This window comes from Neorhizobium sp. BETTINA12A (genome assembly GCF_023006485.1).
Taxonomy (GTDB): Bacteria; Pseudomonadota; Alphaproteobacteria; order Rhizobiales; family Rhizobiaceae; genus Neorhizobium.
This window is the reverse complement of record NZ_JALBGW010000058.1, coordinates 1-26834: the sequence shown is the minus strand read 5'-3', so window position 1 is coordinate 26834 and position 26834 is coordinate 1. Positions and strand designations below refer to the sequence as shown.

Annotated in this window: 28 protein-coding genes; 12 read left to right on the top strand and 16 right to left on the bottom strand. The window is 61.4% G+C overall.

All coding sequences use genetic code 11. The annotated features are described in order from the left end of the window. From dapF to MOV61_RS15760, 8 genes are all read right to left on the bottom strand, one after another. Positions 1-682: diaminopimelate epimerase (gene dapF / locus MOV61_RS15795; RefSeq protein WP_247137258.1), on the bottom strand; the 682-nt coding region annotated here is incomplete at its 3' end. A 158-nt stretch (positions 683-840) separates the two neighbouring features. Then, the gene (locus MOV61_RS15790) at positions 841-1431 is read right to left on the bottom strand and encodes a biliverdin-producing heme oxygenase (RefSeq protein ID WP_247137257.1); all 591 of its coding nucleotides are present in this window, start codon (positions 1429-1431) and stop codon (positions 841-843) included. 28 nt (positions 1432-1459) lie between these two features. Beyond that, on the bottom strand, positions 1460-4012 hold the full coding sequence (locus tag MOV61_RS15785; RefSeq protein ID WP_247137256.1) for a TonB-dependent receptor: 2553 nt from the start codon (positions 4010-4012) through the stop codon (positions 1460-1462). 139 nt (positions 4013-4151) lie between these two features. Next, a complete protein-coding gene (locus MOV61_RS15780; protein ID WP_247137255.1) occupies positions 4152-5081 on the bottom strand; it encodes a FecR family protein in 930 nt (309 codons plus the stop codon). After that, positions 5074-5679, bottom strand: a complete 606-nt coding sequence (locus tag MOV61_RS15775; protein ID WP_247137254.1) for an RNA polymerase sigma factor — start codon at positions 5677-5679, stop codon at positions 5074-5076. Before MOV61_RS15775 ends, MOV61_RS15780 begins: the two co-directional genes overlap by 8 nt. Before the next feature lie 165 nt (positions 5680-5844). Continuing rightward, positions 5845-6939, bottom strand: coding sequence for an MBL fold metallo-hydrolase (locus MOV61_RS15770; protein ID WP_247137253.1), 1095 nt, complete (start codon positions 6937-6939; stop codon positions 5845-5847). Positions 6940-7002: 63 nt separating this feature from the next. Beyond that, positions 7003-7440 (bottom strand): type II toxin-antitoxin system VapC family toxin, encoded by a 438-nt coding sequence (locus MOV61_RS15765; protein ID WP_247137252.1) that lies wholly within the window; start codon positions 7438-7440, stop codon positions 7003-7005. Beyond that, positions 7440-7721, bottom strand: coding sequence for a type II toxin-antitoxin system VapB family antitoxin (locus MOV61_RS15760; RefSeq protein WP_309493812.1), 282 nt, complete (start codon positions 7719-7721; stop codon positions 7440-7442). Before MOV61_RS15760 ends, MOV61_RS15765 begins: the two co-directional genes overlap by 1 nt. Before the next feature lie 258 nt (positions 7722-7979). Here MOV61_RS15760 and ffh point away from each other — a divergent pair, with 258 nt between their 5' ends. From ffh to trmD, 5 genes are all read left to right on the top strand, one after another. Next, on the top strand, positions 7980-9569 hold the full coding sequence (ffh, locus tag MOV61_RS15755) for a signal recognition particle protein (protein ID WP_247137251.1): 1590 nt from the start codon (positions 7980-7982) through the stop codon (positions 9567-9569). Between the two features lie 14 nt (positions 9570-9583). Next, complete coding sequence (locus MOV61_RS15750) at positions 9584-9898, top strand: chorismate mutase (RefSeq protein ID WP_038546681.1); 315 nt, start codon at positions 9584-9586, stop codon at positions 9896-9898. Positions 9899-9974: 76 nt separating this feature from the next. After that, the gene (gene rpsP / locus MOV61_RS15745; RefSeq protein ID WP_038546684.1) at positions 9975-10340 is read left to right on the top strand and encodes a 30S ribosomal protein S16; all 366 of its coding nucleotides are present in this window, start codon (positions 9975-9977) and stop codon (positions 10338-10340) included. Positions 10341-10459: 119 nt separating this feature from the next. Then, positions 10460-11026 (top strand): ribosome maturation factor RimM, encoded by a 567-nt coding sequence (gene rimM / locus MOV61_RS15740; protein WP_038546686.1) that lies wholly within the window; start codon positions 10460-10462, stop codon positions 11024-11026. A gap of 5 nt (positions 11027-11031) precedes the next feature. Beyond that, positions 11032-11739, top strand: a complete 708-nt coding sequence (trmD, locus tag MOV61_RS15735; RefSeq protein WP_247137250.1) for a tRNA (guanosine(37)-N1)-methyltransferase TrmD — start codon at positions 11032-11034, stop codon at positions 11737-11739. Here the strand turns inward: trmD and MOV61_RS15730 are convergent. After that, the gene (locus MOV61_RS15730) at positions 11721-12467 is read right to left on the bottom strand and encodes a sulfite exporter TauE/SafE family protein (RefSeq protein ID WP_247137249.1); all 747 of its coding nucleotides are present in this window, start codon (positions 12465-12467) and stop codon (positions 11721-11723) included. The genes trmD and MOV61_RS15730 overlap by 19 nt on opposite strands. Before the next feature lie 265 nt (positions 12468-12732). On the opposite strand from MOV61_RS15730, the gene rplS reads away from it, so the two are divergent. After that, positions 12733-13287 (top strand): 50S ribosomal protein L19, encoded by a 555-nt coding sequence (gene rplS, locus MOV61_RS15725; RefSeq protein ID WP_038594211.1) that lies wholly within the window; start codon positions 12733-12735, stop codon positions 13285-13287. A gap of 64 nt (positions 13288-13351) precedes the next feature. On the opposite strand, the gene MOV61_RS15720 is transcribed toward rplS, so the two are convergent. Together MOV61_RS15720 and MOV61_RS15715 are read right to left on the bottom strand one after the other, a co-directional pair. Next, a complete protein-coding gene (locus tag MOV61_RS15720; protein ID WP_247137248.1) occupies positions 13352-13864 on the bottom strand; it encodes a nuclear transport factor 2 family protein in 513 nt (170 codons plus the stop codon). Between the two features lie 123 nt (positions 13865-13987). Further along, positions 13988-15268: an MFS transporter gene (locus tag MOV61_RS15715; protein ID WP_247137259.1), complete on the bottom strand. Its 1281-nt coding sequence runs from the start codon at positions 15266-15268 to the stop codon at positions 13988-13990. A 186-nt stretch (positions 15269-15454) separates the two neighbouring features. Between MOV61_RS15715 and MOV61_RS15710 the strand changes: the two genes are divergently transcribed. The 3 genes from MOV61_RS15710 to MOV61_RS15700 all read left to right on the top strand — a co-directional run bounded on the left by MOV61_RS15710 (position 15455) and on the right by MOV61_RS15700 (position 18560). Continuing rightward, a complete protein-coding gene (locus MOV61_RS15710; RefSeq protein ID WP_247137247.1) occupies positions 15455-16252 on the top strand; it encodes a transporter substrate-binding domain-containing protein in 798 nt (265 codons plus the stop codon). A 4-nt stretch (positions 16253-16256) separates the two neighbouring features. Next, positions 16257-17075 carry an amino acid ABC transporter permease gene (locus MOV61_RS15705; RefSeq protein ID WP_247137246.1) on the top strand — a complete coding sequence of 273 codons (819 nt, stop codon included), beginning with the start codon at positions 16257-16259 and terminating at the stop codon, positions 17073-17075. A 252-nt stretch (positions 17076-17327) separates the two neighbouring features. Further along, positions 17328-18560, top strand: a complete 1233-nt coding sequence (locus MOV61_RS15700; RefSeq protein WP_247137245.1) for a multidrug effflux MFS transporter — start codon at positions 17328-17330, stop codon at positions 18558-18560. 196 nt (positions 18561-18756) lie between these two features. Here MOV61_RS15700 and ppk2 read toward each other — a convergent pair whose 3' ends face one another. Then, entirely contained in the window at positions 18757-19671 is a 915-nt protein-coding gene (gene ppk2 / locus MOV61_RS15695; RefSeq protein ID WP_247137244.1) for a polyphosphate kinase 2, read from the bottom strand. A 322-nt stretch (positions 19672-19993) separates the two neighbouring features. On the opposite strand from ppk2, the gene leuC reads away from it, so the two are divergent. Further along, positions 19994-21403, top strand: coding sequence for a 3-isopropylmalate dehydratase large subunit (gene leuC, locus MOV61_RS15690; RefSeq protein WP_247137243.1), 1410 nt, complete (start codon positions 19994-19996; stop codon positions 21401-21403). A gap of 62 nt (positions 21404-21465) precedes the next feature. Here the strand turns inward: leuC and MOV61_RS15685 are convergent, their stop codons facing one another. Beyond that, entirely contained in the window at positions 21466-22017 is a 552-nt protein-coding gene (locus tag MOV61_RS15685) for a L,D-transpeptidase (RefSeq protein ID WP_247137242.1), read from the bottom strand. A gap of 213 nt (positions 22018-22230) precedes the next feature. On the opposite strand from MOV61_RS15685, the gene MOV61_RS15680 reads away from it, so the two are divergent. After that, on the top strand, positions 22231-22914 hold the full coding sequence (locus tag MOV61_RS15680) for a response regulator transcription factor (protein WP_247137241.1): 684 nt from the start codon (positions 22231-22233) through the stop codon (positions 22912-22914). A gap of 9 nt (positions 22915-22923) precedes the next feature. Next, complete coding sequence (locus MOV61_RS15675) at positions 22924-23379, top strand: cyclic nucleotide-binding domain-containing protein (protein WP_247137240.1); 456 nt, start codon at positions 22924-22926, stop codon at positions 23377-23379. 174 nt (positions 23380-23553) lie between these two features. Here MOV61_RS15675 and MOV61_RS15670 read toward each other — a convergent pair whose 3' ends face one another. The 3 genes from MOV61_RS15670 to MOV61_RS15660 all read right to left on the bottom strand — a co-directional run. After that, positions 23554-24357: an exodeoxyribonuclease III gene (locus tag MOV61_RS15670; protein WP_038546720.1), complete on the bottom strand. Its 804-nt coding sequence runs from the start codon at positions 24355-24357 to the stop codon at positions 23554-23556. 111 nt (positions 24358-24468) lie between these two features. After that, positions 24469-25125, bottom strand: coding sequence for an outer membrane lipoprotein carrier protein LolA (locus MOV61_RS15665; protein ID WP_247035523.1), 657 nt, complete (start codon positions 25123-25125; stop codon positions 24469-24471). A 75-nt stretch (positions 25126-25200) separates the two neighbouring features. After that, positions 25201-26834 (bottom strand): DNA translocase FtsK (locus tag MOV61_RS15660; protein ID WP_258718906.1); only part of this gene is annotated, 1634 nt, incomplete at its 5' end.

Below are 26834 nucleotides of genomic sequence, written 5' to 3'. Positions count from 1 at the left end.
CGGCCGAACCGCAGGCAAGCGTCAGGCCGGCGCCGCGTTCCCAGGTGCGGGTGCGCAGCGACGACTTCGACGTGACCTGCGCTAGCGTGATATTGGCCTTTTCCGGAAACATCGGATGGTTTTCGAGCAGCGGCCCGAACCGTTCGAGGTCGAAGCTCATAGGATCACGGTCGACCCAGAAGATCGCATGCGGATTGCCCATCGACATGGCGGACGGCGAATGCAGGATCGGGGCGTCGATCGGGCCGATCTGCAACTCGATGCGGCTGGTATCGAAAAACTCCTCGGCAAGCGGAATGCGGTCCCACTCGAAGACCGGCTTGCCCATGTCGACCGAAATCGTACCGTCCTCATGCTCGACGGCATTGAGGATGCCGGCGACGGTCTGGAAGGTAAAGGTCTTGCGGCCGGTCTCGGCGCTCAGCGCCTGCACCACGCAACGCGTGCCGTTGCCGCAGGCCTGCGCCATCGTACCGTCGGAATTGAGGATGTCGATCCAGGCATCGGTGCCTTGAGCCTTCGGATCGTGGATGGCCATGATCTGGTCGAACTGGGTGGCCGGATCGGCATTGAGTGCGATAGCAGCCTGGGGCGTCACCTTGTCGGTGCGTCCGCGCATGTCGACGACCAGGATCTTGTTGCCAAGCCCGTTCATCCGCGCGAATTCCACCAGTTCCATCATGACGCCAAATCCGTTGAGGGCCAAGTGCCCGCTTATCGGGCTGTATATGGCGGAAAAGGCGGGGAATTACCAGTGGGGGCTTCGCTCTGTCGGTAGTGGCCGGCAGGCAGGGAAAGGGAACCGCCAATCGGCGCCGGAATACGTCGCCTGCATCCCCATCAAACGAAAAACTCATCCACCAGCGCATGCACCCGCCGAAACGCCGCCTTGGCGCCTTCGGCCATATCCGCTTCCTCCGTCTCGGACATCTCGAACCCGTTGAAAGCCGCGACGAAGGTGCGCCAATGCAGGCCGCGGCCGGCGGGGTGGCCGGCAAGGTGGCGGGCGCCGAATTCCTCCGAAAGGCCGAGCCGGGCCGCCTGCTTCAGGAGGAAGGCGGCGCCGAGGTTTGAGCCTTCGGCAACGTACAGCCATCCGAGTGCGGCCGGGATACCAAGCCCGCCCATGCCGGCAGTGAGGACCGGCGGCTCGCTTCCGGTCACGTCGGCAATATCCTGGCGCAGCGCTTCAAGCCGGACCCGGCTCGGAAGATCGGGGACGACGCGGTTGAGCCGCGGATCGAGATAGAGTGGGTCGACATCCGCATGGAAATGATGCTGCACCGCGAGGAAGAGCGCGTAACGCTCGCGGCTGGCGAAGGGATCGGCCGCCATGATGCGTTTGTCGAGGCGCTCATGGGTGGCATCGGTGAGAGCCTTCAGACGCTGGATCCGGGTCGGTGCGGCGGTTGTCTCGAGTTCGATCTGCATGCGTGCAATGTCCAGATGCTTATATGTTTTAGAATTTGGCTGTCAGGAACGCCCGGATTGTCCGTCCGGGAGCGGGAGTGAACCCGTCGAGCGCATCCACGTAAAATCGATCCGTCAGGTTCTCCGCCTGGAGATCGAACGTCAAGTGGTCGGTGATCTTGTAGGTGGCGAACGCATCGACGGTCGTGTAGGGAATCCACATGCCCGTATACATCCGGGCTTCCTGTGTGACCGGCGACAGGCGCGCACCGCCATGCGTGAAGCGGGTGCCAAAACTCAGCCTGTCGTCGAAGAGGCGCATGCCGAGCGTCAGGCTCGCCATGATCTCGGGCGGCATGTGGTTGGCGGCATAATCCATCGACACGGTCGAGTCCGAGCAGGTGGAAAGAGTGCGGCAGAACTCGTAGCTCAGGTACTTGGTCAGCGATCCTTCGCTGAAGAACAGGCCGGCCTCGTAGGAGCCGGAGATTTCGATACCGGAGAACCGGGTGCTCCTGAGATTGTCGAAGGTGAAGACCGGCTGGCCCGGCCCCGCATTGGACGGTACGCGAGAAATATAGTCGGTGTAGTTGTTGTTGAAATAGGACAGCTTGAAGCGCAACGCGTCATCGGCGAGCAACAGGCCATCCTTGCTGTAGTTGATGCCGACTTCCCAGTTCTTCGAGACCTCGGGCTTCAGATAGGGGTTCTGGATGACGTTACCGTCATTGCCCATGGTTTCGCGCATGGTCGGCGGGCGCATGCCTTCGGCATAAAGCGCGTAGAACTGCAGCCCTTCGATCGGCTCCACGATGACGCTGACGGACGGGTTGAACCGGCCACCTTCCTTGTGGCGGATGCCGGTCCTGGATTCGATACCCTTGTCGTTCATCCAGTAACCGTCATAGCGCAGCCCGGCATTGAGGGTCAGCCAGTCAGTCGCCTCCCACTGGCCGTCGGTGAACACGCTGGCGATCGACCGGTTGCCCATACTGGGATCCATCTTGACCCCTGGGCTGTTTGACTGACTGCGGCTGTAATAGCGCCGGGAATCGATATCCTCGAGCAGGTAGGACACACCGTAATTGGCCTTGAAGGGCCCGTATTCCGTGTCCAACAGGCTCGTGTTCGAAATGTCGCCGCCCCAGGTATGGGTCATGGCGTAGCGGGGATCGTCACCCGGTTTGATGTTGAATTGCGGAAGATAAATACCGAAACCCGTCGACATGGAGTTCTGGTCGACGATGCTCAGCCAGGCATTGACCTTGAGATCGATCAGGTCGCTGGGATTGTAGCGATAACGGCTGGTGAACGTGTCGGTCGTGACATCGGATAGCGGCGCCTGCCGGAATGTGTTGTCGCCCGAGGTCAGAAGCGAGGTCATGATCTGGCCGAACTGGCTTTCATAGCGGATATAGCCCAGTTCCAGGCTCTGGTCGTCATCGAAGCGAAGCGTACCCTTGGCGAGAAACGAGGTGGATTCGTTGGACGAATTGAAGACCTCTTCACCCTGCTTGGTGAGCGAGAGGAATTGATTGCGGCCCTGGAACTCGTAGTAATTCTTGCCGTGCTTGCCGGCGAAATAGTTACCGCGATAGCGGCGGGCACCGGCGATGACGAAATCGAAATTGTCCTGCACCGTACCGAGCGCAAAGCTGCCTGAGCCATTGGTGAAATCGAAGAATTCGGCCGAATCCGTCTGCTGGTCGTAGGAATTGACCGTAAAATCCTTCGTCGTGTTGTCCTGGGCACCGATCTTGATGCGGCCGCCATATTGCTTGCCGTCCTCGACGACATCCTTGGCTTTCAACGTGGTGATCTCGACCACGCCGCCATTGACGCCGGCGCCCACCGCGCCGCCCGTCGGTCCCTTGGAAATGCCGACGCCGCCGATCAGGTCCGGATCGATATAGGTGCGGTCATCGACGCCGCCGTAACCGCGCCAGGTGGTCGTCGTCTGCTGCGTACCGTCGATCGCAACCCGAACGCGGTTCTGGCCCTGCAGGCCGCGAATGTTGACGTTGACGGAACCGCTGCTGTGGTTGTTGGCGGAGATGATGCCCGGCGTGTTCTTGAACAGGTCGCCGGCCGACGAGCCGCGGAAGCGTTGGATCTGCTCGGACGAGATATAGCTCGTCGAACCCGGCGTCTCGTAAGGCGCGTCGACAGCGCGGCCATTGTCGCCATCGCGCAGGACAATCGGATCCAGCGTCGTATCGGGATCACCACCAGTCGCTGCGGCCGCCGAACCCGCAGTTGCAACTTCCAGCGTCACCGTATTGCCGCCGCTTGACCGGAAGGAAACGCCGGTGCCGGAGAGCAGCCGCGACAGGGCGGCAGGCGGCGTCAGCGAACCGGTGACGCCACCCGTGGTCTTTCCGGCAGTGATTTCGCTGCGATAGACGAGACGCAGGTCGGTCTGGCGGCCAAGCGCGAGAAGTGCGCTTTCGAGCGGCCCGGCGGGAATGAAAACGGCGACCTGCTGCGACTGGACGCCTTGCGCCGGCTGCTGTGCGGTGGCCGGAGCCATGCCGCCCAGCCAGGATGCGCAGCCAAGCGCGATCCGGACATGCCGCGAAAAAAGCGGTCCCCTCAAACTCATTTTCAACCCCCTGCACTCAAACCTTCGTGCCGCTCTCATCGCGGCCCCTGGTGGTTATGAGTGAAAGAGGGCTCCAACTCCTGACGTCGGTTTTTGAAAAAAGATGACTTTAATACTCAATTTTCTGGCGGGCCTATCTTCAGCGCGAACGGACCAGCGTGACCCAGTCGGAAAGCCGGATGATGCGGATCGGCAGGCTCTCCTGCAGGGCCGTGAAAGCCTGGTCGAGATCGGTGACGGCAAACACGCCGCTGACCCGCAGCTGCGAGGCCTGGTCGTCGAGCACCATGATGCGGCCCCGCTGGTAACGGCCGATCTGGCCGAGCACCTCACCGAGCGGACGGCCGGAGAAGACCAGCTTGCCGCTGCGCCAACTCGTCAGATCGGCGACATCGCCGGAGCCGGTTGTCAGGCGGCCATCGGCGCCGAGATGCGCGGTGCCGCCGGTTTCGAGCACAGCGCGCTGGGAGCCGGCGGTCACCGCCACATGCCCCTCCTCGACCATCACCTCGTCACGCTCGCCGACCCGCACCGCATAATGGGTCCCGAGCGCGATCGCCTGGGTTTCGTCGCCGCTGACGACGAAAGGCCGTGCCGGGTTCGGGGTGACGTCGAAAAATGCTTCGCCGCGCAGGACCACGATCCGGCGTTCGGTCTGGCCGTATCGCACCTTGATCGCGCTATCGGTGTTGAGCGTCACCACCGACCCGTCATCGAGGTCGATGCGCTGGATGACGCCGACCGGCGTGTAGAAATCCGAACGATACCGGGCGATGAGGCCGGTCTCGCTGGCGATGATGCCAAGACAGCCCATCAGAAGCAGTGCGGCAATGCCACCCCCGACCATCCGGCGCCGACGTGGCACGACCGTTTTCGGCACCGCAGCGAGATCGCCCCAGAGAGCGCTCATCTCTTCAAAGGCAGCCGCATGCGCCGGATCCTGCATTCTCCAGAATTCGAAGCGGCGGCGATCCGCATCGGTCGCATCATGGGAGCCGAGCCGCGCGACCCAGCCTGCCGCCTCCTCCGCAATGGCGTCCTCACGCGCCTTGTCTGAAACATTAGTCATGCGCAATCCCCCCGGCGGGAGCCAATGCCGCAAGGCGGGCCTGACGGCAAGCCATGAGTGCACGGATGATGTGTTTTTCAACCATGTTTCGGGAGATCCCGAGCTTGGTTGCGATCTCTCCGTTGGAAAGTCCTTCGAGCCGGCTGAGCACGAACACCACCCGGCATTTCGGCGGCAGGGAGGAAATCGTCTCGATCAGAAGTCCGAGCTGCTGGCGCGCGGCGACCACGCGCTCCGGGCCTGGCGCCTCGTCGGCAACCTGTGTCTGGTCCAGCTCATCGTCGAAAAGCGCGCTGTCGCGCATCAGCCGGGCGGTGATGCCATGGGCGACGGACCGGGCGACCTGGAAAAGATAGGCATGCGGATTGCGCAGATCCTCCTTCGGCGATGCCGTCAGCAACCGCAGAAAAGTCTCCTGCGTCGCGTCCGCCGCATCCTCCCTGTTGCGCAGGCGCCGAAGAAAGAACCGCCGCAGCTTCCCCTCCTCGGTCTGCTGCAACTGCTCGATAAGGCTGATGTCCAAGTCCGTAACCCCAAGGCCGAAACCTGCCCGACCAACGGCTCCGCGTTTAGTGCCACCTAAAAAGCGGCGCAACATCAATGATTTGGAATGGATCCAAAGATCATCGGACAAGATGACAAGTATACTCATGTTTTAATGTGAAATCAGCATGTTGGGCAGCCAGGCATTGGCGGCGGCAGAGACTGAAATTTCCGCCGCTTCGGGGCTGCCTGTCGCGGTTTCGCAACAGTTCCGGCGTGCTCAGACGGAAATTGTCGGCACTTCGAAGACTTCGCCCGGCCGCATCGGCCGGAAGCGCTCCCGGGAAACGCCGCGCGCATCGAGAGCGGCGTGAAGCGCCGCCAGCGGCTGTTCGATCCCTTCATCGGTCAGCTTGAACGTGCCCCAATGATGGCCGGCCACGAAAGCCGCATCGCAAAGAAGCATGCCCTCCACCGCCTCGTCCGGGTTCTGATGCTGCGCCTGCATGAACCAGCGCGGCTCGTAGGCGCCGAACGGCAGGTTGGCGAGCCGGAAAGCTCCGTGCTTTTGCCACGCGGCGCGGTAGTTGATGCCCTGGTGGAAGCCAGTATCGCCGATATGGTAGATCTTGCCGGCCGGAGTTTCGAAAACGAAGGCGGCCCACAGCGCCATGCGCCGGTCGCCTACGCCGCGCGCCGACCAGTGATGGCAGGGCTCGCAATGCAGGACGATGCCAGGACCGATATCTACGGCGATCTCCTCGCGGCCGCCCCAATCCATCACCGTGATCTTCGCATCCGCGATACGCGAGCGGATGAGCGCGTCATTGCCGAGCGGCGTGACGAAATGCGGCTTGTCGCGGCCCTGCAGCACCCACAGGGTCTCGAGGTCCATGTGGTCGTAATGGTTATGTGTGACGAGCACGATATCGATCGGCGGCAGGTCGCCGATGCGGATGCCGGGCGGATTGACCCGCTTGGGGCCGGCAAAACGCACCGGGCTGGCGCGATCGTCCCAGACCGGATCGGTCAGGATGTTGAGGCCGGCGACCTGGATCAGCATCGCCGCATGCCCGACCATGGTGACGGTCAGCCGGTCGCCCGAGACGCGGGTTTCCGGCACGGCCTGCGGAAACGGGCTCGGAAAACTGTCCGGCCAGGCAATGTTGTTGCCGCCGAGCTTCCAGCGCAGCAGGTCGAGCCCGCCGCGCGGCTGCTCCCCACCGGGATTGAAGAAATACGTTCCGTCGAAATGATCGGAAGCCGGACCGGAGTAGTACTTGTTGGCAGCCATGGCTCCCCTTGCCGCGAACCCGCCCACAAGGGCAGCGATCGCGCCGATGCCGGACCATTTCAGGAATTTTCGTCGGTTCATGGCAGATGTCTATCAGCGTGCTCTTACACCTGGGAAGAGACGTTGCGTGGGCGAAGAACACATTTACGCGACTTCAACATCCGTTTTGGAGAAATCGTTGCCCACGAAAAGGAGCGGCGACTGGAGTGTTTTCGCGGCGGCATAAGAGAAGCAATCGCCGAAGTTCAATTTTGCGGGATGGCCGACGAAGCGGCCATAGATCTTTGCAGCAGCCAGTGCAGAGTCATGAAGACCAGATGGAAGAACGACTTCGACAGCACCTATCTGTCCGAAGAAATCAGCGACAACCGCCTGCACCTCTTCGATCAGATATTTCGGCGTCGGTGCATGCTCGCCATATGCAGCGATCTTTCTCTGACGGGCCAAAGCGATGACTGCCTCAAACACAACCATCGAGGAATAATAAACAGGGGCCTCAGCAGCTCTGATTTTGCCGAGCAAGGACGCCCCTACTTGTTCCCGACCCAAAATTGCGACGATTGCAGACGCATCGAGAAACATCAGATTTCCCACATCTCGTCCATGAAGGCCTTTTCATCGAAGTTCGGATCTTTTGGTCCGAGCGCCGCAATACGATCCTGCAAAGGTCTGATGCGCTCCTCCAGCGACAGCTTCTCCCCGGCCCGCTTCAACTCGTTCTCCAGCGCGACCCGCACGGCTTCCGTCTTGGTTTTCGTACCGAGCCGACGCATAACTTCATCAGCGAGCTCATTCACTTTGGCGTCGCGTATATAGAGGGACATGGCTACCATCCACAGGTTTGAATATTCAATATAGAGCAATTGAATATTCCCGCAAGGCGAGGCACCGACCGCCCACCGGCCGGCAGACTTGACTTTCCCGCCCGCTTGCTGTTTAAGCCCGCCCATCTGCTGACAAGTTACGACTTGGAGCCGCCGACCGGGGCCGATTTTACTGAGCCCGGAGGTCAACACCCGACAGCGCGTTGCGCCCTCGGGTGCTTTTTGGCTTTGTCTCTTGTTTTTGGCGGATGAGAACCCGACGTTTCGGTGATCCCGAAACGCGAGAAGGAAGAAACGATGTTCGAAAGCCTCCAGGACCGTCTTGGCTCCATCTTGAGTGGACTGACCGGCCGTGGCGCATTGAGCGAAGCGGATGTGTCCGCCGCTCTGCGCGAGGTTCGCCGCGCCCTGCTCGAAGCGGACGTGGCGCTGGAAGTCGTGCGTTCGTTTACCGACAAGGTACGCGAAAAGGCGGTCGGCGCCGAAGTCCTGAAGTCGATCAAGCCGGGCCAGATGGTCGTCAAGATCGTCCATGACGAGTTGATCGAGATGCTCGGCTCCGAAGGGGTCGGCATCGACCTGCATGCGGTCGCCCCGGTGGTGATCATGATGGTCGGCCTGCAGGGCTCCGGCAAGACGACGACGACCGGCAAGATCGCCAAGCGGCTGACCGAACGCGAGCGCAAGAAGGTGCTGATGGCATCGCTCGACACGCGCCGCCCGGCCGCCCAGGAACAGCTCCGCCAGCTGGGCGTTCAGACCGGCGTCGATACGCTGCCGATCATTGCCGGCCAGTCGCCCGTGGAGATCGCAGCCCGCGCCGTGCAGGCGGCCAAGCTCGGCGGCCATGACGTGGTCATCCTCGACACCGCCGGCCGCACCCATATCGACGAGCCGCTGATGGCGGAGATGGCCGAGATCAAGCGCCGCTCCAACCCGCATGAAATCCTGCTGGTCGCCGATAGTCTCACCGGCCAGGACGCCGTCAACCTCGCCCGCAATTTCGACGAACGCGTCGGCATTACCGGCCTCGTGCTAACCCGCATGGACGGCGACGGCCGCGGTGGCGCGGCCCTTTCGATGCGCGCCGTCACCGGCAAACCGATCAAGCTGATCGGCACCGGCGAAAAGATGACGGAGATGGAGGAATTCCATCCCCGCCGCATCGCCGACCGCATTCTCGGCATGGGCGACATCGTTTCGCTGGTCGAGAAGGCCGCGGAGAATATCGACGCCGACAAGGCGCGCGCCATGGCCGAAAAGATGGCCAAGGGCAAGTTCGACCTGAACGATCTCGCCGAACAGCTGAAACAGATGCAGTCGCTCGGCGGCATGGGCGGCATCATGGGGCTGATGCCCGGCATGAGCGGCATGAAGGACAAGCTTTCGGCCGCAGGCATGAGCGACAAGACGTTCGCCCGCCATATCGCCATCATCCAGTCGATGACCAAAGCCGAGCGCGCCAATCCCGACATGCTGAAGCACAGCCGTAAGAAGCGCATTGCCGCCGGTTCCGGCACGGACGCCGCCGAAATCAACAAGCTGCTGAAAATGCATCGCCAGATGGCCGACATGATGAAAATGATGGGCGGCAAGGGCAAGGGCGGCATGATGAAGCAGATGATGGGCGGCCTTGCCTCGAAGATGGGTCTTGGTGGCATGGGGGGCGGCCTGGGCGGAGGAATGGGTGGAATGGGCGGCATGCCCGACCTTTCCAAGCTCGATCCGAAACAGCTCGAAGCGCTGCAGAAGCAGGCAGAGGCGGCGGGGCTGAAGCCCGGCTCCATGCCTGGACTTCCGGGCGGCGGCATGCCGGGTCTCGGTGGCGCCAAGCTGCCCGGCCTCGGCGGTTTTCCCGGTCTTCCGGGCCTGCCCAAGAAGAAGTGAGGGAGGACACGCCAATGGTTGACCCCGAGGTCAAAGCGAAACTTGCAAGCTATCGCCAGTCGATCGACAACATCGACGCGGCGCTCGTGCACATGCTGGCGGAGCGTTTTCGCTGCACCAAGGAAGTGGGCGTCCTCAAAGCCCAATATGATTTGCCGCCGGCCGACCCGGCGCGCGAAGAATTCCAGATCGAGCGTCTTCGCCGCCTGGCGAAGGAAGCGCATCTGGACCCGGATTTCGCCGAGAAGTTCCTGAACTTCGTCATCAAGGAAGTCATCCGGCATCATGAAGCCATCGCCGCCGAACACGTCGGCACGAAAACAGCCTGAACCAGCCCGCCTGATGGCGGCCTCAAGAAGAACCCGGCCCGCCTGACGGCGGCCAGAAAACCTAGGAGTAAATGAAATGGCCCTGAAAATTCGTCTCGCCCGCGGCGGCTCCAAGAAGCGTCCGTATTACACCGTCGTCGTCGCCGACGCCCGTTCGCCCCGCGACGGCCGCTTCCTCGAAAAGCTCGGTTCCTGGAACCCGATGCTCGCCAAGGACGATGCCAAGCGCGTCGAACTGAACGCCGAGCGTATCCAGCATTGGATCGACAACGGCGCCCAGCCGACCGACCGCGTTCTGCGCTTCCTCGCTGAAGCCGGCCTTGCCCAGCGCGCTGCCAAGAACAACCCGGAAAAGGCACTGCCGGGCAAGAAGGCCCAGGAACGCGTCAAGGAACGCGCCCAGAAGGCTGAAGACGCAGCAGCCGCTGCCGCCGAAGCATAAGCTTCGCGAAAGTTCTTTCGCAATCGACGGGTGGCGCGGCAACGCGCCGCCCGTTTTGCTGTTTGCTTTTGATCGCGCAGCGCTTAAATGAGCGCACGGCAACCGAGATCACGACCCGCATGACCAAGCTCGAAAACCCCATTCTGATGGCGACCATCGGCGCCGCCCAAGGCTTGAGAGGCGAGGTGCGGGTGCGCACGTATACGGCCGATGCGACGGCGCTCGGCGAATACGGCAACCTGCACAGCGAGGACGGCCGTATTTTCGAGATCCTCGAAATCCGCGAGGCGAAGAACATCGCGATCGTCCGCTTCCGCGGCATCAACGACCGCAATGCGGCCGAAGCGCTGGCCGGGCTCGAACTCTTTATCGAGCGCGACAACCTGCCCGACGACGAACTTGAGGAAGACGAATTCTATTATGCGGACCTCGAAGGCCTCGAAGCGGTCGATCAGGACGGCAAGAGCTACGGCACGGTGAGCGCGGTCTATGATTTCGGCGCCGGCGATCTGCTGGAGCTGAAAGGTCCCGGCCGCCGCCCTACACTCATCCCCTTCTCGGAGGCTGCGGTACTGGAAATCGACCTCGAAGGCCGCAAAATCCTCATCGATCCGCAGGCGGCAGGCCTTGCCGAGAACCCGGAAGACGACGGCGCCGCGCCGGGTTTCCCCAAAAAGGGCAAGTAGGCGCGATGACGTTTCGCGCCACCATTCTGACGCTCTACCCGGAAATGTTTCCGGGTCATCTGGCCTTTTCGCTCGCCGGCAAGGCGCTGGAGCGCGGACAATGGTCGCTCGACACGGTGCAGATTCGCGATTTTGCCGAGGACCGGCACCGCACCGTCGACGACACGCCGGCCGGCGGCGGCGCGGGAATGGTGCTGAAGCCGGATATTCTGGCCAAGGCGATCGACAACGTCTCTGAAGGTGACGACTTGGCCCCGGGGCGCCCGCGCCTGCTGATGAGCCCGCGCGGAAAACCGCTGACGCAGGAGAGGGTACGCGAGTTGGCAGCCGGCGATGGCGTGGTGATCATCTGCGGCCGGTTCGAAGGCGTCGACCAGCGGGTGATCGATGCCCGCGATCTCGAAGAGGTGTCTATCGGCGACTACGTGCTCTCCGGCGGCGAGCCGGCGGCGCTGACGCTGCTCGACGCGGTGGTGCGCATCCTGCCGGGCGTGATGGGCAATGCGCTGTCCGGCACCCATGAAAGCTTCGAGAACGGGCTGCTTGAGCACCCGCAATATACTAGGCCGCAGGTATTCGAAGGGCGTGAGATTCCAGCCGTGCTGACATCGGGCAATCATGCCGCTATCGAAAAATGGCGGCATGAGGAGGCGCGGAGGCTGACGCTGGACCGGCGGCCGGACCTGATCGCCACTCACCCCGTTACAAAATAATAGATCGTCAGACCCACGCCAACCGCCACCACGCACCAGCGCAGCACCGCCTGCGGCACCCGCCGCGCCATCCACACGCCGGCATAACCGCCCAGCGCGCCTGCCGGGATCATCACGATCGCCTCCGGCCAGGCGATGACGCCACCGCCGACGAAGACGACGATGGCGACGGCCGCGATCAGGATCGCCAGCATGTTTTTCAGCGCGTTGAGGTGGTGATAGCTGCCGCCGGTGGTGACGCCGAGCACGGCGAGCATCATGATGCCCATGCCGGCGCCGAAGAACCCGCCATAGATAGCCGTGAGGAATTGGGCGATGACGGAACCGGGCGAACCCGCCGGACGTTCCGCGGATGCTCTTGGCTTGAGCCAGGGACCTGCCGCAAACACAGCGGTCGCAGCCGCCAGCAGCCAGGGCACCAGCGCGCGGAAGGACGGATTGTCGAGCGACAGCAGCAGGAAGGCGCCGGCAACGGCGCCGACCACCGAAACCAGCGCAAGCACCAGCGCGCTGCGCCAGCGGCTGGAAATCTCGTCCCAATAGGCGATCGTCGAAGTAACGTAGCCCGGAAACTGAACGATCGAGGACGTCGCATTGGCTAGGATCGGCGGAACGCCGGCAAGCGTCATCGCTCCGAAGGTCAGAAAGGTCCCGCCGCCGGCGATCGCGTTGACCGCGCCGGACAGGAAGCCCGCCGCGGCGAGCAGGGCTATCATTGTGATTGTCATTGATGTTTCCTCATCCCTGGCCATCAGATAGCGGCTTCGGCGAAACGCGGCAATAGCGGGCTTTTTCGTCACAAAATCGCAATCAACGGGATGACAAACCCATGTCTTTGGTGTATTGGCCCAGCCGGAAATGGGAAATATCCCGTCGACCAGCAACAAAGAATGGTGAATTCGCTCTGCCGAAAAGGCAAATCTCCGAGGCTTGGACCAAAGGGATAATATCCGAGCGCTCTGGCTGTTTCAGAAGAACCAAAGGTTTGAGACGATGAATATCATCCAGGAATTGGAAGCCGAACAGGCCGCCAAGATTGCAGCCAAGCGCACGCTTCCGGAATTTTCCGCTGGCGACACCGTCCGCGTCAACGTGAAGGTCACGGAAGGCACCCGTACCCGCGTACAGGCTTATGAAGGCGTCTGCATCGCCCGTTCCGGCGGCGGCATCAACGAAAGCTTCACCGTTCGCAAGATCTCCTACGGCGAAGGCGTCGAGCGCGTATTCCCAGTCTACTCGCCGATGGTCGAGAGCGTCGAAATCGTTCGCCGCGGCAAGGTCCGTCGCGCCAAGCTCTATTACCTGCGCGATCGTCGCGGCAAGTCGGCTCGTATCGTCGAAGACACCGGCGTTCGCGCCCGCAAGCTGAACGACGCCGAGCGTCAGGCCGTTGCCGAAGAGAAGGCACGTATCGAAGCCGAGAAGGTTGCAGCAGCCCAGGCTCTCGCCGCCGAAAAGGCAGCAGCGGAAGCCGCTGAAGCAAAGGCCGCAGCAGAAGCTGCTGAAGCCGCAGAAGCCGCCAAGGCTGCTGAAGCGACTGCCGAATAAGCTTTTCATATCGAATACGGAAAAGGCGGCCTTCGAGCCGCCTTTTTTGTTGCGCGATACAGGTTTAATTCCTGACGGCCGAATCCCAGTGTTCGTCGGCCTTGCCGTTGACGATACGCCATGTGTCGTACCAGGTGCTGGTATAGCTCTTCGAAGGATCGCGAGGATCTTTCATTTCGCGCACCGTCCCCACGGTCACCAGATCGCCTTCCGCTGTGACAAAGGCGACCGGCGTTTTTATCTTGGTCGGAATGGGGCTCGGCTTCCGCTTCAGGACGTCGATGAAATAGCGCACCACCCCCTCGCGTCCTGACGCGGCATTCGGGTTGTGCTGGATGTAACGTTCCGTGAGATACTGATCGGCCTTGTCCCACTGATTGGCTTCCAGCAGGTCACGGACGATGCCGTAGACAACCTGCTTGTTTGCATGCAGCTTGGGGTCCGTGCTGGTGAAAAGCGCGTCTTTGTCCGGGGCGGCCATCACCGGCTCCTGTGCCAGCGAGGGCGCGGTAAGCGTGCCCATCGCGGCCCCGAACAGAGCCAAACCCAGAGCGGCATGTTTAAAGATTCGTATCATCGACATTCTCCAAGCGTTTTGATCTGGCGTGCCAAAAGACATAGGAGAAACGCCGATGAGGCGGAAGCAGGCAGTTTTGCCGCCATTGGTTCCGCGGAGGGAACCAATGGCAGTAATGTCCGGTCAGACGGAGATCGCCTGTCTCGCCGCCAACATTCGCCCCACGATGATGACGAGGACACCGGCGACGGCAAGGCAGACCGCCAGGAAGAACATCGGCAGGATATTGCTGCCGGTCTCGTCCTTGATCCAGGGCACCACGTTCTGCGCGATGAAGCCGCCGAGATTGCCGACGGAGTTGATGGCCGCGATGCCGGCCGCAGCACCCGCACCTTTCAGGAAGCGCGACGGCAGGCTCCAGAATACCGGCTGCCCGGCGAAGATGCCCGCGGCAGCAACGCAGAGGAAGACGAACTGCAGCGTCGGATTGGCGAAGATCGCCGACAGGGCAAGGCTGATTGCCCCGACGAAGGCCGGAATGACGATATAGGGCGTCTTCCTGGCCACCTTGTCGGCGGCTGCCGGTACCGCCCAGAGCGCGACGGCGACGATCACCCACGGAATGATATTGATAAAACCATTGGCGGTGTTTGAAACGCCAAAACCCTTGACGATGGTCGGCAGCCAATAGCTCAGGCCATAGGCGGCAAGCGGAAACCCGATATAGCACAGCGCCATGACGAGAACCCGAGGGTTCAGGAGCGCTTTGAAGCCGTTGTCGGAATGCTCGTCCATACCCGATTTCTCCCGGGCAAGCCGATCATGCAGCCACTTCTTTTCCTCGTCGTTCAGGAACTTCGCCTTTTCCGGCGTATCGTCGAGATAAAAGAGCGTGACGATGCCAGCGATGACGGCCGGCACCCCGGTCGCAAGGAAAACCCATTCCCAGCCGGCAAGACCGAGAAGCCCGTCGAGATCGAGCAGCGTGCCGCCGAGCGGAGCGCCGACCGCATTGGCAAGAGCGCTGAAGATCATGAACAGCCCGACCATGCGCCCGCGATAATCCTCCGGGAACCAGAGGGTCAGAAGATAGAGGACGCCCGGAAAGAACCCGGCTTCGCACACACCGAGCAGGAAACGCAGGATGTAGAACATCGTAGCGTTTTGGGTGTAGGCGAGCGCGATGGTGACGATGCCCCAGGAGATCATGATGCGGGCGAACCAGCGGCTGGCGCCGAACCGCGTGAGAAGCAGGTTGCTCGGCACTTCGAAGAGGAAATAGCCGATGAAGAACAGGGACGCGCCGAGCCCGTAGGCATATTCGCTCATGCCAAGTGCGGATACCATGTCGAGCTTGGCGAAGCTGACATTCTGGCGGTCGATATAGGCGATGAGATAAAGAACCCCGAGAAACGGCATCAGCCGCCAGGTGATCTTGGAGATCAGTTGCTGTTCGGAAACCATAGACATATCCTCCCGCGGCTTGATGCTCTTGAACGCACTGGAACCTTCGCTGCCTCGTAAAGGCCGCATGCGCCGCTTTGTTCCGGAGCACGGGAAAGTTGATGCCCCGCACCCGATTTCGCCGCTTGTCATCTGAGCCGGTTTCGTGAGAGTCGAATGCGGTTCTCATTTTACGGGAGTGTCCTGATGCCTTTCCGCCGCACCGTTATTGCCGGCCTTGCCGCACTCTTTCTTGCCCCCTCCCCGAGCCTTGCCATCGATCTTCCCGATCTCGGCGGCCGAACCGTCGTGGTGGTGACGGAAAACGCCTATCCGCCGCTGCAATTCGTCGATCCGAAAAGCGGCAGGGCGATCGGCTGGGAATATGATGCGATGAACGAGATCGCCAGGCGGCTGAACGTCAAGCTCGAATACCAGAACACCAGCTGGGACGCGATGATCCAGGCCGTTTCCGACGGGCAATACGACATCGGCATGACCGGCATCACCATCAAGGACGACCGCAAGGAGAAGGTCGATTTCTCCGATCCCTATATGCGCTCGCAGCAGTTGATGCTGGTACGCGGCGATGAAAAACGCTTCGCCGACGCCAAGAGTTTTGGCGCCCTGGCGACCGGCCTGATCGGCGCCCAGCCGGGAACGAGCCCGTTCTACACGGCGGTCTACGAAATCCTCGACGGCAACGAGCAGAACCCGCGGATCAAGCTCTTCGAGACCTTTGGGGCGACCGTGCAGGCGCTGAAGGCGGGAGATGTCGATCTGGTGCTGACCGACAGCACCGCCGGCGACGGTTACGTCAAGGCCTCCGGCGATTCCTTGAAGCTGATCGGCGCGCCGCTCGGCACCGAGGATTTCGGCTTCATCTTCAAGAAGGGTTCGGATCTCGTTGCGCCGGTCAATGCCGCGATCTCCGCGCTGAAAGCCGACGGCACGCTCGATGCGCTGAACAAGAAGTGGTTCCTCGACTACAAGATGGGCCAGTAGAGGCATGGCGCCTTCGCGTCGCAGAACGTCACAGCCGCAGGATTTCCCCTGGTGGCTGGTCGCCTTCGCGATACTTTGCCTCGGCCTGGCGGCGGTCATCGCCCTCAACGATCTTTATTCCCAGGTCTTCAATGTCGTCGCCAGGGGCATCGGCATCACGGTCGGCGTGACGCTGGCAGCCTTTCTCCTGGCGACGCTGCTGGGGCTCGGCATTGCACTTGCGGGGCTTTCCGGCAATGTCGTGCTGAGGCAGGCGGCGCGTTTCTATATCGAGCTCATCCGCGGCATCCCGATCCTCGTCCTGCTCTTCTACATCGCCTTCGTCGGCGCACCGGCCTTCGTGACGCTCTACAATTGGGCGCTGTCGCCGCTGATCGAGCGCGGCTGGGTCCAGGCGCTTCTGGTGCGCGACGTCTCGCTCTTGTGGCGGGCGATCATCGCCCTGACGATCGGTTATGCAGCCTTCATCGCCGAAATCTTTCGTGCCGGGTTTCAGGCCGTCGACATCGGCCAGATCGAGGCGGCGAAGGCGCTGGGCCTCAGTCGCTGGCAGCGTTTCCGGCTGATCATCTTCCCCCAGGCGATGCGGGTGATCCTGCCGCCGCTTTCCAACGACTTCGTCTCGATGGTGAAGGATAGTTCGCTCGTCTCGGTACTCGGCGTCGCCGACATCACCCAGATGGCCAAGGTCTACGCGGCCGGCTCCTTCCGCTTCTTCGAGACCTATTCGATCGTCACCTACATCTACCTGCTGCTGACGATCGGCCTGTCGCTGGCCCTGCGCGGCATCGAAACACGTTTGCGGAGAAGGACAGAGCGCTAGTAGCAAAAGGCGGCCCGGAGGGCAGCGCTAGCTGCATTGACGATATTCAGTTTTCTGTCTAGCTATATTGATCATGAAGATTCCAACGGTTCTCGTAGTGGTGATGGGGCGCATGGGCAGGGTGGCGTAGCCATCCGGCGAAAGCACCCATGCGCGGCAAGCAGGCTCCTGACGGGGCTTTTTTTATGCCCCACAGCTTTGGCAGCGTCCCGTCAGACCTCACATCATCCCGCTGACAAAACGGACGAGACCATGACGAGCAATCCTGTTCAGGAACCAAGCGCTGAAACGATCGGCGAAACCGTTATCGCTCCACCTCGATTGATAACTCTCATCCTGCTTTCCGCCCTTGCGGTGTTGCCGGTAAATATGATTTTGCCGTCGCTGCCGAACATTGCCACGACGTTCGAGGCTGATTTTGCATTGGTCAACATGTCGGTCGCCGGCTTCGCGATTATCACCGCACTCCTAGAGGTGATCGGAGGCGCGATATCGGATCGATTTGGACGCCGGCCCGTCGTGTTAATTTCCCTGTCGATCTTCGTCGTTGCGTCGGTCGGATGTGTTCTCGCTCCGAATATCGGGGTTTTCCTTCTATTCCGTGCAATGCAAGCGTGCATCGCACCATGCTATTCCGTCGCTCTGGTCATCATTAAAGAAACATCGGATGGACGCGAAGCCGCAAGCAAATTTGGCTACCTCGCCATGGGGTGGGCACTGGCTCCCATGGTCGGCCCTTTGTTCGGTGGATCGTTGGACGAGCTGTTCGGGTGGCGATCGAGCTTCGTTGTCTTCGTGATCCTTGGAGTAGCCGCCTTTGTTTTATCTATGCACGAATTAAAGGGAGTTCCTGCGCCGCCCCGAGCGAAAACAAAATACCTCGCCTCTTATGGGCAACTTCTCGGCTCGGCTCGTTTCTGGGCTTACACCCTATGCATGGCCTGCTCGATGGGGGTGCTTTATGTATTCTTGGGAGGAGCCCCATTGGTAATCGGCGACGCACTCGGTGGATCAAGCGCAAAGCTCGGTTTTTACATGGGGCTGGTGCCTGCCGGCTTTATCCTGGGTAGCTATCTCGCTGGCCGATATGCTTCGAAGAAGTCGCTAGGCGCGATTCTGGTTTTTGCCCGGCTTCTGACATGCACAGGATTGCTGCTCGGCCTGATCCTGGCGATACTTGACCTGACGCACGTTCTCGCCTTCTTCGGACCTTGCATCCTCATCGGCGTAGGCAACGGGTTGACCATGCCGGCAGCCAATAGCGGCGCAATGTCTGTACGGTCTGATCTTATTGGCACCGCTGCGGGGCTAGCCGCCGCCATGAGAATTGCAGGCGGAGCCATCATAGCTTCTATCGCCGGTCTGTTCCTTCCGGATTCTGTCCATGCGCTTTTCACTATGATGCTGGCATCCGCCTCGCTCGCACTGCTTGTGGCATTATATGCGGCTCATCTCGATCGGCGTGCTTCCCTGTCTCTTTTATAGCTGCGATCACTTTCATCCACCTCAAAGAGAGACAAAGGAATTGACTCATCAGCACGAAAACCGCCTGTAAATTCCTGTCGCAAAACTCTTTCGGAAAAGTCAGAGTTTTGCGACAGACGGTGTCCATATTTCAGTTACGGACTGGCGCCTAAAGGCCCCGAGTTGTTTTACTCTCCTCGAGCGCCAGACAACGGCGTCAATACACTTCCGGAACGTACATGTCCGCCGGCACCGGATGACGGATGTAATCGTCGTTCCGGACGCGGCCCGGCAGGTCGATCTGCTCCTTCGGCACGGTCTCGTAAGGCACCTGGGCGAGAAGATGGGAGATCATGTTGAGCCGCGCCTTCTTCTTGTCGACGGCCTGCACCACCCACCACGGCGCTTCCGGAATGTGGGTGCGCTGGAGCATCTCTTCCTTGGCCTTGGTATATTCTTCCCAGTGGACTCGGCTTTCGAGATCCATCGGCGACAGCTTCCACTGCTTCAGCGGATCGTGGATGCGCATCTTGAAGCGGAATTCCTGCTCCTCGTCGGTAATCGAGAACCAGTATTTGACGAGGATGATGCCCGAGCGGACCAGCATGCGTTCGAATTCCGGCACCGAGCGGAAGAACTCTTCCAGCTCGTCCTTGGTGCAGAAGCCCATGACCCGCTCGACGCCGGCGCGGTTGTACCAGGAGCGGTCGAACATCACCATTTCGCCGGCGGTCGGCAGGTGCGGGACGTAGCGCTGGAAATACCACTGGTTCTGTTCGCGCTCGGTTGGCGCGGGCAGTGCGACGACGCGGGCCACACGCGGATTGAGGCGCTGGGTGACGCGCTTGATGGCGCCGCCCTTGCCGGCCGAGTCGCGCCCCTCGAACAGCACGACCATCTTCAGCTTCTTGTATTGCACCCAGTCCTGCAGGCGGACAAGCTCGTGCTGGAGGCGGAACAGCTCGCGGAAATAGACGCGGCGGTCGATCGTCGCCTCGGCGGGCTCGGACATGCCCTCGGCGACCAGCTCGTCGAGCCGGTCCTCTTCCATCTGCATTTCCAGCTCTTCATCGAAGCTGTCGGCGATCTCTTCCTTGATGCGGCTGAGCTGGTCTTGCATGGGTTCGGACATCTTGGCATTCCTCCGTTATGGAAACTGAGATCAACCACGTTTCCGCGAAAGCTTTATGACAGAGATGCGACAGATTTCCCGCAACGCAATTCGATTGCCGATTTCTTCGGAAACTGGTATTCCAGCCGCCATGGGATCGAAATTCGGATGCCTCGCGAACCACATCGTCGTGCTGCAAGACCACAAGCGTCTGCCGGCACGCTTTTTCGCGCGGGTATCCGGGGCGCTTTGCGACCGACTTAGCTGACCTTCCTCAGCTTGAGGCAGCCCTGAGCTGCCGGATACCCATTTCCTGTTTCAGTCAGCTATACGGACAGCAGCCATGAGCGCACCTCGCACCCTTTATGACAAGATCTGGGACGACCACGTCGTTTCCGAGGATGAGAACCACACCTGTCTTCTCTACATCGACCGTCACCTCGTTCACGAAGTGACGTCGCCGCAGGCATTCGAAGGCCTGCGCATCGCCGGCCGCAAGGTCCGCGCTCCGGAAAAGACGCTCGCCGTCGTCGACCACAACGTGCCGACTACCGCCGATCGCCACGAAGGCATCAAGAATGAGGAAAGCCGCATCCAGGTGGAGGCGCTTGCCCAGAACGCCCGTGACTTCGGCGTCGAATATTATTCGGAAAAGGACGTTCGCCAGGGCATCGTCCACATCGTCGGCCCGGAGCAGGGCTTCACCCTGCCGGGCATGACCATCGTCTGCGGCGACAGCCACACCTCGACGCACGGCGCTTTCGGCGCGCTGGCGCATGGCATCGGTACGTCTGAGGTCGAGCATGTGCTCGCCACCCAGACGCTGGTGCAGAAGAAGGCGAAGAACATGCTGGTGCGCGTCGACGGCCAGTTGCCGCCGGGCGTCACCGCCAAGGACATCATCCTTGCCATCATCGGCGAGATCGGCACCGCCGGCGGTACCGGCCATGTCATCGAGTTCGCCGGTGAGGCGATCCGCGCGCTCTCCATGGAAGGCCGCATGACGGTCTGCAACATGACGATCGAAGGCGGCGCCCGCGCCGGCCTGATCGCGCCGGACGAAAAGACCTTCGAGTATATCAAGGACAAACCGCGCGCCCCGAAGGGCAAGGCCTGGGACATGGCGCTCGACTACTGGAAGACGCTGCAGACGGACGAAGGCGCGCATTTCGACAAGGTCGTCGTGCTCGACGCCGCCAACCTGCCGCCGATCGTCTCCTGGGGCTCCTCACCGGAAGACGTGATCTCGGTCGAAGGCTCCGTTCCGAACCCGGACGATATCCAGGACGAAACCAAGCGCACCTCGAAATGGCGCGCTCTGGACTATATGGGCCTGAAGCCCGGCACCAAGATCACCGATATCGCCATCGACCGCGTCTTCATCGGCTCCTGCACCAACGGCCGCATCGAAGACCTGCGTGCTGCCGCCAAGGTGGTCGAAGGCCGCGCCGTCGCATCGACCGTGTCCGCCATGGTCGTCCCGGGCTCGGGCATCGTCAAGGAACAGGCGGAAGCCGAAGGCCTCGACAAGATCTTCAAGGATGCCGGTTTCGAATGGCGCGAACCCGGCTGTTCGATGTGCCTGGCGATGAACGACGACCGCCTGAAGCCGGGCGAGCGCTGCGCCTCCACCTCCAACCGCAATTTCGAGGGCCGCCAGGGCTATAAGGGCCGCACGCATCTCGTCTCGCCGGCCATGGCCGCCGCAGCCGCGGTCGCCGGCCACTTCGTCGACATTCGCGAGTGGAAGTAAACGTCTTTCAATTCTAACTTCGAGATGCCCGGCCTCAGCGCCGGGCATTTTCGTTTCAGGCCTTAGCCGAGCACCCTCACCACCGTACCCTTGCGCATGAAGCGGATCAGCCGTTTCATGTCGGGAAGACTGACGGCGATGCAGCCGGCGGTCGGCTGGTAGCCGGGCTTGATCAGGTGGAAGAAGATCGCCGAGCCGCGGTTGCGAGCTCGCGAGGTGACGTTCCAGTCGAGCACGAGGCAGATATCGTAGAGCCCGTCGGCTCGCATCATCTCTTCATGACTGGGCCCGAAGGGTGCGCTCACCGGGCGATTGTACGACGGGTGCTCCGGCTGGTCGCACCACAGCAGACCTTTCTCGATGCGCGTGATCGAAAGCCGCGTTGGGGGCAGCGTCACACGGTCCGCACGGACATAGCCGTTGAGGAGGCGCATCGGCGCGATCGGCGTTGCACCATCCCCTTCCCGCTTGAAGGGAGAGGTGCCGGACCGCCCCAGCGCCGCCGGCACGGTAATGCCGCCGAAGGAGACGATCGCCCGGCGCCGGTCGCGCGGCGCGGTGCGAACGGTGACGACGGCAGTGTTTTTGTGATTTCCCCCGCGAAAACGTTGCATTTCTCTCACAAGGTTTTGCTTTGAATATGATTTCGTTTGAATTCATAGCACACTAAAGCGCTGCGCATATTGAAGCGAGACATCGTACTTTCCGAAAATCGATTCCGATTTTTGGGTCGATGCTGTAGGGATTTAGATCGAGGAGCCCTAAATGCGCTTCGATTGGCTGCAACAGCAGTCTGGACGCAACGGCGAGACGAAAGGCAAGAACGCATGGCAGCGCGCACGATACTCCTGGTGGACGACGACGATGATCTGCGCGAGACGCTTGTCGAGCAGTTGTCGTTCTACGACGAGTTCACAATCCTCCAGGAGGCGAATGCGGCCAAGGCGCTGCAGACAGCCAAGAATGCCCAGATCGACCTGCTGATCATGGACGTCGGCCTGCCGGACATGGACGGCCGCGAGGCGGTGAAACTGCTGCGCAAGAACGGTTTCAAGGCGCCGATCATCATGCTGACCGGCCACGACACCGATTCCGACACCATTCTCGGCCTCGAAGCCGGCGCCAACGACTATGTGACGAAGCCCTTCCGCTTCGCCGTGCTGCTTGCCCGCATCCGTGCCCAGCTTCGCCAGTACGAGCAGAGCGAGGACGCCACCTTCACGGTCGGCCCCTATCTCTTCAAGCCGAGCCAGAAGCTGCTGACCACCGAGGACGGCAAGAAGATCCGCCTGACCGAAAAGGAAGCGGCGATCATCCGCTACCTCTATCGCGCCGGCCAGAAGGTGGTGACGCGCGACGTCCTCCTGGAGGAAGTCTGGGGCTATAATTCCGGCGTCACTACGCATACGCTGGAAACCCATGTCTACCGTCTTCGCCAGAAGATCGAGCGCGATCCGTCGAGCGCCGAAATCCTGGTCACCGAAAACGGCGGCTACAAGATCGTACCGTAAAGGCCCCTCATGTCGCTGACCGAAGATATCCGCCTGCTTTCGCAGGTCCCGCTGTTCCGGGACATGAACGAAGACCAGCTGCGCCTCGTCGCCTTCGGTGCCGAGCGGCGGCAGGTGACGACCGGCCAGCAGCTGTTTCGGGAGAAATCCCCGGCGGAATCGGCCTTCATCGTCGCAAGGGGTCGCTTCGAACTGCTGATGGCGGACCGCAGTGGCGAGATGAAGGTGGAAGCGACGGTCGGTCCCGGTACGCTGCTGTCGGAGCTGGCGCTCGTGACCATGGTGGAGCGAAAGTTCACCGCCGTGGCGATCGAGGACTCCGAGGCCCTGAAGATCAGCCGCTCGCTGTTCCACCGCCTGCTGGAGGAATATCCCCAGGTCGGCCGGGTGATCGAGAACCGCATCCGCGACAATATCGCCGGCCTCGCCAAGGCGGCAGCAGCGATGCAGGACCGGTTTGCCTGAGGCTCCGAAGAAGCTTTGCCCTCGATCGTCGAGCCTCGTGTCTGGATCCTCGGGTCGAGCCCGAGGATGACGACCTTGATGCTCATCAGGCGGAACTGACAGCACGGCACGCCCTCTGTTTTCGTCATCCTCGGGCTCGACCCGAGGATCCAGATGCAACCTGCGACGTTTGCGTCAGAACTTGAACACCGCCGTCACCGGCACGTGGTCCGAAGGCTGGTTCCAGCCGCGGGCTTCCTTCAGCACGTCGATGCGGTCGAGGAACGGCCCGAGGTCGGGCGAGGACCAGATATGGTCGAGCCGGCGGCCCTTGTTCGCCGCCTCCCAGTCCTTGGCGCGGTAGCTCCACCACGTATAGATCTTCTCCGGCTCCGGCGTGTGCTGGCGCATCAGGTCGAGCCAGCCGCCCTTGGCGATGATCTCCTTCATGCCCTCGGTCTCGACAGGCGTGTGGCTGACGATCTTCAGGAGTTGCTTGTGTGACCAGACGTCGTGCTCCAGCGGCGCGATGTTGAGATCGCCGACGAGGATCGACGAGATGCCGGGCATGGCATCGGCCTTCAATGCCTTCATCTCCTCGACGAAATCGAGCTTGTGGCCGAATTTCGGGTTGATCGTCCGGTCCGGCTCGTCGCCGCCGGCGGGCACGTAGAAATTATGCAGGCGGATCCGCCGCGAGCCGCGCTCGAAGATCGCCGAGATGTGCCGGGCATCGCCGACATTGCAGTAGTTCTGACGATGGTCTTCGAGGAGCGGCACCTTCGAGGCTATGGCAACGCCGTGATAACCCTTCTGGCCGTGGATGATGATGTGCTGGTAACCGAGATCCTTCAGCGGCTGCAGCGGAAACTCCGGCTCCTGGCACTTGATTTCCTGCAGGCAGAGAATGTCCGGCTTGTAGCGGACGAGGAACTGCTGGACGATCGGCATGCGCAGCCGCACGGAGTTGATATTCCAGGTCGTGATCGAAAATGTCATGATATCCCTCGGGCTTCGCCCGCGAGCTTTAGGAAATTTTGTGATCCCTGAGAAGCGAAAAGGGCCGCGCAATGAAGCGCAGCCCCCTATTCAGTTCAGGCCCTGCCGAGGTCAGCCCTTGCGGACGTCCTCATAGGGGATGGTGAAGACCTTTTCGTCCAGGTTCACGCCGTTCTGGACGTTGTAGATCATCACCGACGTATCCTTGTTCTGGGCGTCGGTGATCGTCCATTGGCGCAGATCGTAGGTCTTGGAATCGAACATCATGGTAATGGTCGAATCGCCGAAGACGGTCTTGTTGCCGAGTACGATGGTGGTCAGATCGGACTCTTCCTTGACGTCGCGGACCATTTGGTTGCCAAGGTCGATACGGCTCGCCAAAAGCAGGCTGAGCGGCGTCTTGGAAAGCGGATAGATATCCCAGGTCTTGAGCTTCATATTGCCGATGACGACGTTCTTGCCGTCGGCGATGACGCGGATCGGCGAAGGATCCTCGAAGTTGAAGCGCAGCTTGCCGGGACGCTCGATAAAAAATTTGCCGCCGGTCTGCTCTCCGCGCGGGCCGAACTGCACGAATTCGCCCATCATGGTTTTGACCGACGAGAAGTGGTCGGCGATCTTCTGAGCCGCAGCACTGCCGGCGCTCTGGGCGAAGCCGACGTTCGGCGCAAAGGCAGCCGCTGCCAGGCCCGCAAGCCCCAGCGAAAACTGCCGGCGGCCGAGCGCGCTGGAATTGATGTTTGAAAGGATGGTCTTTTCGTTCTTCATTCTAGTCTCCTTTCGTTATTCCTCCGCACCAAAGGCGGCGGCTTGATGGCCGCGCCCGTGGCGATCACGAAAGCCTTACCGTTCGAGGATGTCGCCCTCGGTCGGCACCAGGATTTCGCGTTTGCCGGCATGGTTGGCCGGCCCGATCAGCCCTTCCTGCTCCATCCGCTCGATGAGCGAGGCGGCACGGTTGTAGCCGATGCCGAGACGGCGCTGGACATAGGACGTCGACGCCTTGCCGTCCCGCAGCACGATCGCCACCGCTTGATCATAGGGATCGTCCGACTCCGCGAGGTTAGACATGCCGGCCGGGCCGGAACCGTCGCCGTCCTCGTCGTCATCGGCCGTGATCGCATCGAGATATTGGGGGTGCCCTTGAGTTTTCAAGTAGGCGACGATGTCTTCGACTTCCGTATCGGAGACGAAGGGCCCGTGGACGCGCTGGATGCGGCCGCCACCGGCCATGTAGAGCATGTCGCCCATGCCGAGCAACTGTTCGGCGCCCTGCTCGCCCAAAATGGTGCGGCTGTCGATCTTCGAGGTGACCTGGAAGGAAATGCGGGTCGGGAAGTTCGCCTTGATCGTTCCGGTGATGACGTCGACCGAAGGGCGCTGCGTCGCCATGATCACATGGATGCCGGCGGCACGCGCCATCTGCGCCAGGCGCTGCACGGCGCCTTCGATATCCTTGCCGGCGACCATCATCAGGTCGGCCATTTCGTCGATGATCACGACGATATAGGGGATCGGTGCGAGATCGAATTCTTCCGTCTCGTACATGGCCTCACCGGTATGGCGGTCGAAACCGGTCTGCACTGTGCGGGTCAGCACCTCGCCCTTTTCCATCGCCTGCTCGACACGGCTGTTGAAGCCGTCGATGTTGCGCACGCCGATCTTCGACATCTTCTTGTAGCGCTCTTCCATCTCGCGGACGGTCCACTTGAGCGCAACGACGGCCTTCTTCGGGTCGGTGACCACAGGCGAGAGGAGATGCGGGATGCCGTCATAGACGGAGAGTTCGAGCATCTTGGGGTCGATCATGATCAGGCGGCACTTCTCCGGCGTGTAACGGTAAAGAAGCGACAGGATCATCGTGTTGATGGCGACCGACTTACCCGAACCGGTGGTGCCGGCGACGAGCAGGTGCGGCATCTTGGCGAGGTCGGCGACGACGGGCTCGCCGCCGATCGTCTTGCCGAGCGCCATGGCGAGCTTCGCCTTGCTGTTTTCGAAATCCTTGCTGCCGATCATTTCGCGCAGGTAGACCGTCTCGCGGGTGCGGTTCGGCAGCTCGATGCCGATCGCGTTGCGGCCGGGAACGACGGCGACGCGGGCGGCGATCGCGCTCATTGAACGGGCGATATCGTCCGCAAGGCCGATGACGCGCGACGACTTGATGCCCGGTGCAGGCTCGAGTTCGTAAAGCGTGACGACCGGGCCGGGGCGGACATGGATGATCTCGCCCTTGACGCCGAAATCTTCGAGAACGCCTTCCAGAAGGCGGGCATTCTGTTCCAGCGCATCGGCGGACAGCGAGGCGTCGCGGGCAACGGCCTTCGGTTCGCTAAGGAGGTGCACGGATGGAAGCTGGAACCCGTCAGGCGCTATGAACGAGCCTTGGGCCTCGCGGGCGACACGAGCGCTCGGTCTCGGCGGCGTGGCCGAGGGCGCGACGCGCTGTTGGACGCGGACGCCATTGACGGTCTGCG

What these genes read in the sequence shown, in the direction of transcription:
- MOV61_RS15790 (WP_247137257.1), bottom strand. Translation starts at nt 1,431, where the DNA reads ATGCAGATCGAACTCGAGACAACCGCCGCACCGACCCGGATCCAGCGT.
- MOV61_RS15785 (WP_247137256.1), bottom strand. Translation starts at nt 4,012, where the DNA reads ATGAGTTTGAGGGGACCGCTTTTTTCGCGGCATGTCCGGATCGCGCTT.
- MOV61_RS15780 (WP_247137255.1), bottom strand. Translation starts at nt 5,081, where the DNA reads ATGACTAATGTTTCAGACAAGGCGCGTGAGGACGCCATTGCGGAGGAG.
- MOV61_RS15775 (WP_247137254.1), bottom strand. Translation starts at nt 5,679, where the DNA reads ATGTTGCGCCGCTTTTTAGGTGGCACTAAACGCGGAGCCGTTGGTCGG.
- MOV61_RS15770 (WP_247137253.1), bottom strand. Translation starts at nt 6,939, where the DNA reads ATGAACCGACGAAAATTCCTGAAATGGTCCGGCATCGGCGCGATCGCT.
- MOV61_RS15765 (WP_247137252.1), bottom strand. Translation starts at nt 7,440, where the DNA reads ATGTTTCTCGATGCGTCTGCAATCGTCGCAATTTTGGGTCGGGAACAA.
- ffh (WP_247137251.1), top strand. Translation starts at nt 7,980, where the DNA reads ATGTTCGAAAGCCTCCAGGACCGTCTTGGCTCCATCTTGAGTGGACTG.
- MOV61_RS15750 (WP_038546681.1), top strand. Translation starts at nt 9,584, where the DNA reads ATGGTTGACCCCGAGGTCAAAGCGAAACTTGCAAGCTATCGCCAGTCG.
- rpsP (WP_038546684.1), top strand. Translation starts at nt 9,975, where the DNA reads ATGGCCCTGAAAATTCGTCTCGCCCGCGGCGGCTCCAAGAAGCGTCCG.
- rimM (WP_038546686.1), top strand. Translation starts at nt 10,460, where the DNA reads ATGACCAAGCTCGAAAACCCCATTCTGATGGCGACCATCGGCGCCGCC.
- trmD (WP_247137250.1), top strand. Translation starts at nt 11,032, where the DNA reads ATGACGTTTCGCGCCACCATTCTGACGCTCTACCCGGAAATGTTTCCG.
- MOV61_RS15730 (WP_247137249.1), bottom strand. Translation starts at nt 12,467, where the DNA reads ATGACAATCACAATGATAGCCCTGCTCGCCGCGGCGGGCTTCCTGTCC.
- rplS (WP_038594211.1), top strand. Translation starts at nt 12,733, where the DNA reads ATGAATATCATCCAGGAATTGGAAGCCGAACAGGCCGCCAAGATTGCA.
- MOV61_RS15720 (WP_247137248.1), bottom strand. Translation starts at nt 13,864, where the DNA reads ATGATACGAATCTTTAAACATGCCGCTCTGGGTTTGGCTCTGTTCGGG.
- MOV61_RS15715 (WP_247137259.1), bottom strand. Translation starts at nt 15,268, where the DNA reads ATGGTTTCCGAACAGCAACTGATCTCCAAGATCACCTGGCGGCTGATG.
- MOV61_RS15710 (WP_247137247.1), top strand. Translation starts at nt 15,455, where the DNA reads ATGCCTTTCCGCCGCACCGTTATTGCCGGCCTTGCCGCACTCTTTCTT.
- MOV61_RS15705 (WP_247137246.1), top strand. Translation starts at nt 16,257, where the DNA reads ATGGCGCCTTCGCGTCGCAGAACGTCACAGCCGCAGGATTTCCCCTGG.
- MOV61_RS15700 (WP_247137245.1), top strand. Translation starts at nt 17,328, where the DNA reads ATGACGAGCAATCCTGTTCAGGAACCAAGCGCTGAAACGATCGGCGAA.
- ppk2 (WP_247137244.1), bottom strand. Translation starts at nt 19,671, where the DNA reads ATGTCCGAACCCATGCAAGACCAGCTCAGCCGCATCAAGGAAGAGATC.
- leuC (WP_247137243.1), top strand. Translation starts at nt 19,994, where the DNA reads ATGAGCGCACCTCGCACCCTTTATGACAAGATCTGGGACGACCACGTC.
- MOV61_RS15685 (WP_247137242.1), bottom strand. Translation starts at nt 22,017, where the DNA reads ATGCAACGTTTTCGCGGGGGAAATCACAAAAACACTGCCGTCGTCACC.
- MOV61_RS15680 (WP_247137241.1), top strand. Translation starts at nt 22,231, where the DNA reads ATGGCAGCGCGCACGATACTCCTGGTGGACGACGACGATGATCTGCGC.
- MOV61_RS15675 (WP_247137240.1), top strand. Translation starts at nt 22,924, where the DNA reads ATGTCGCTGACCGAAGATATCCGCCTGCTTTCGCAGGTCCCGCTGTTC.
- MOV61_RS15670 (WP_038546720.1), bottom strand. Translation starts at nt 24,357, where the DNA reads ATGACATTTTCGATCACGACCTGGAATATCAACTCCGTGCGGCTGCGC.
- MOV61_RS15665 (WP_247035523.1), bottom strand. Translation starts at nt 25,125, where the DNA reads ATGAAGAACGAAAAGACCATCCTTTCAAACATCAATTCCAGCGCGCTC.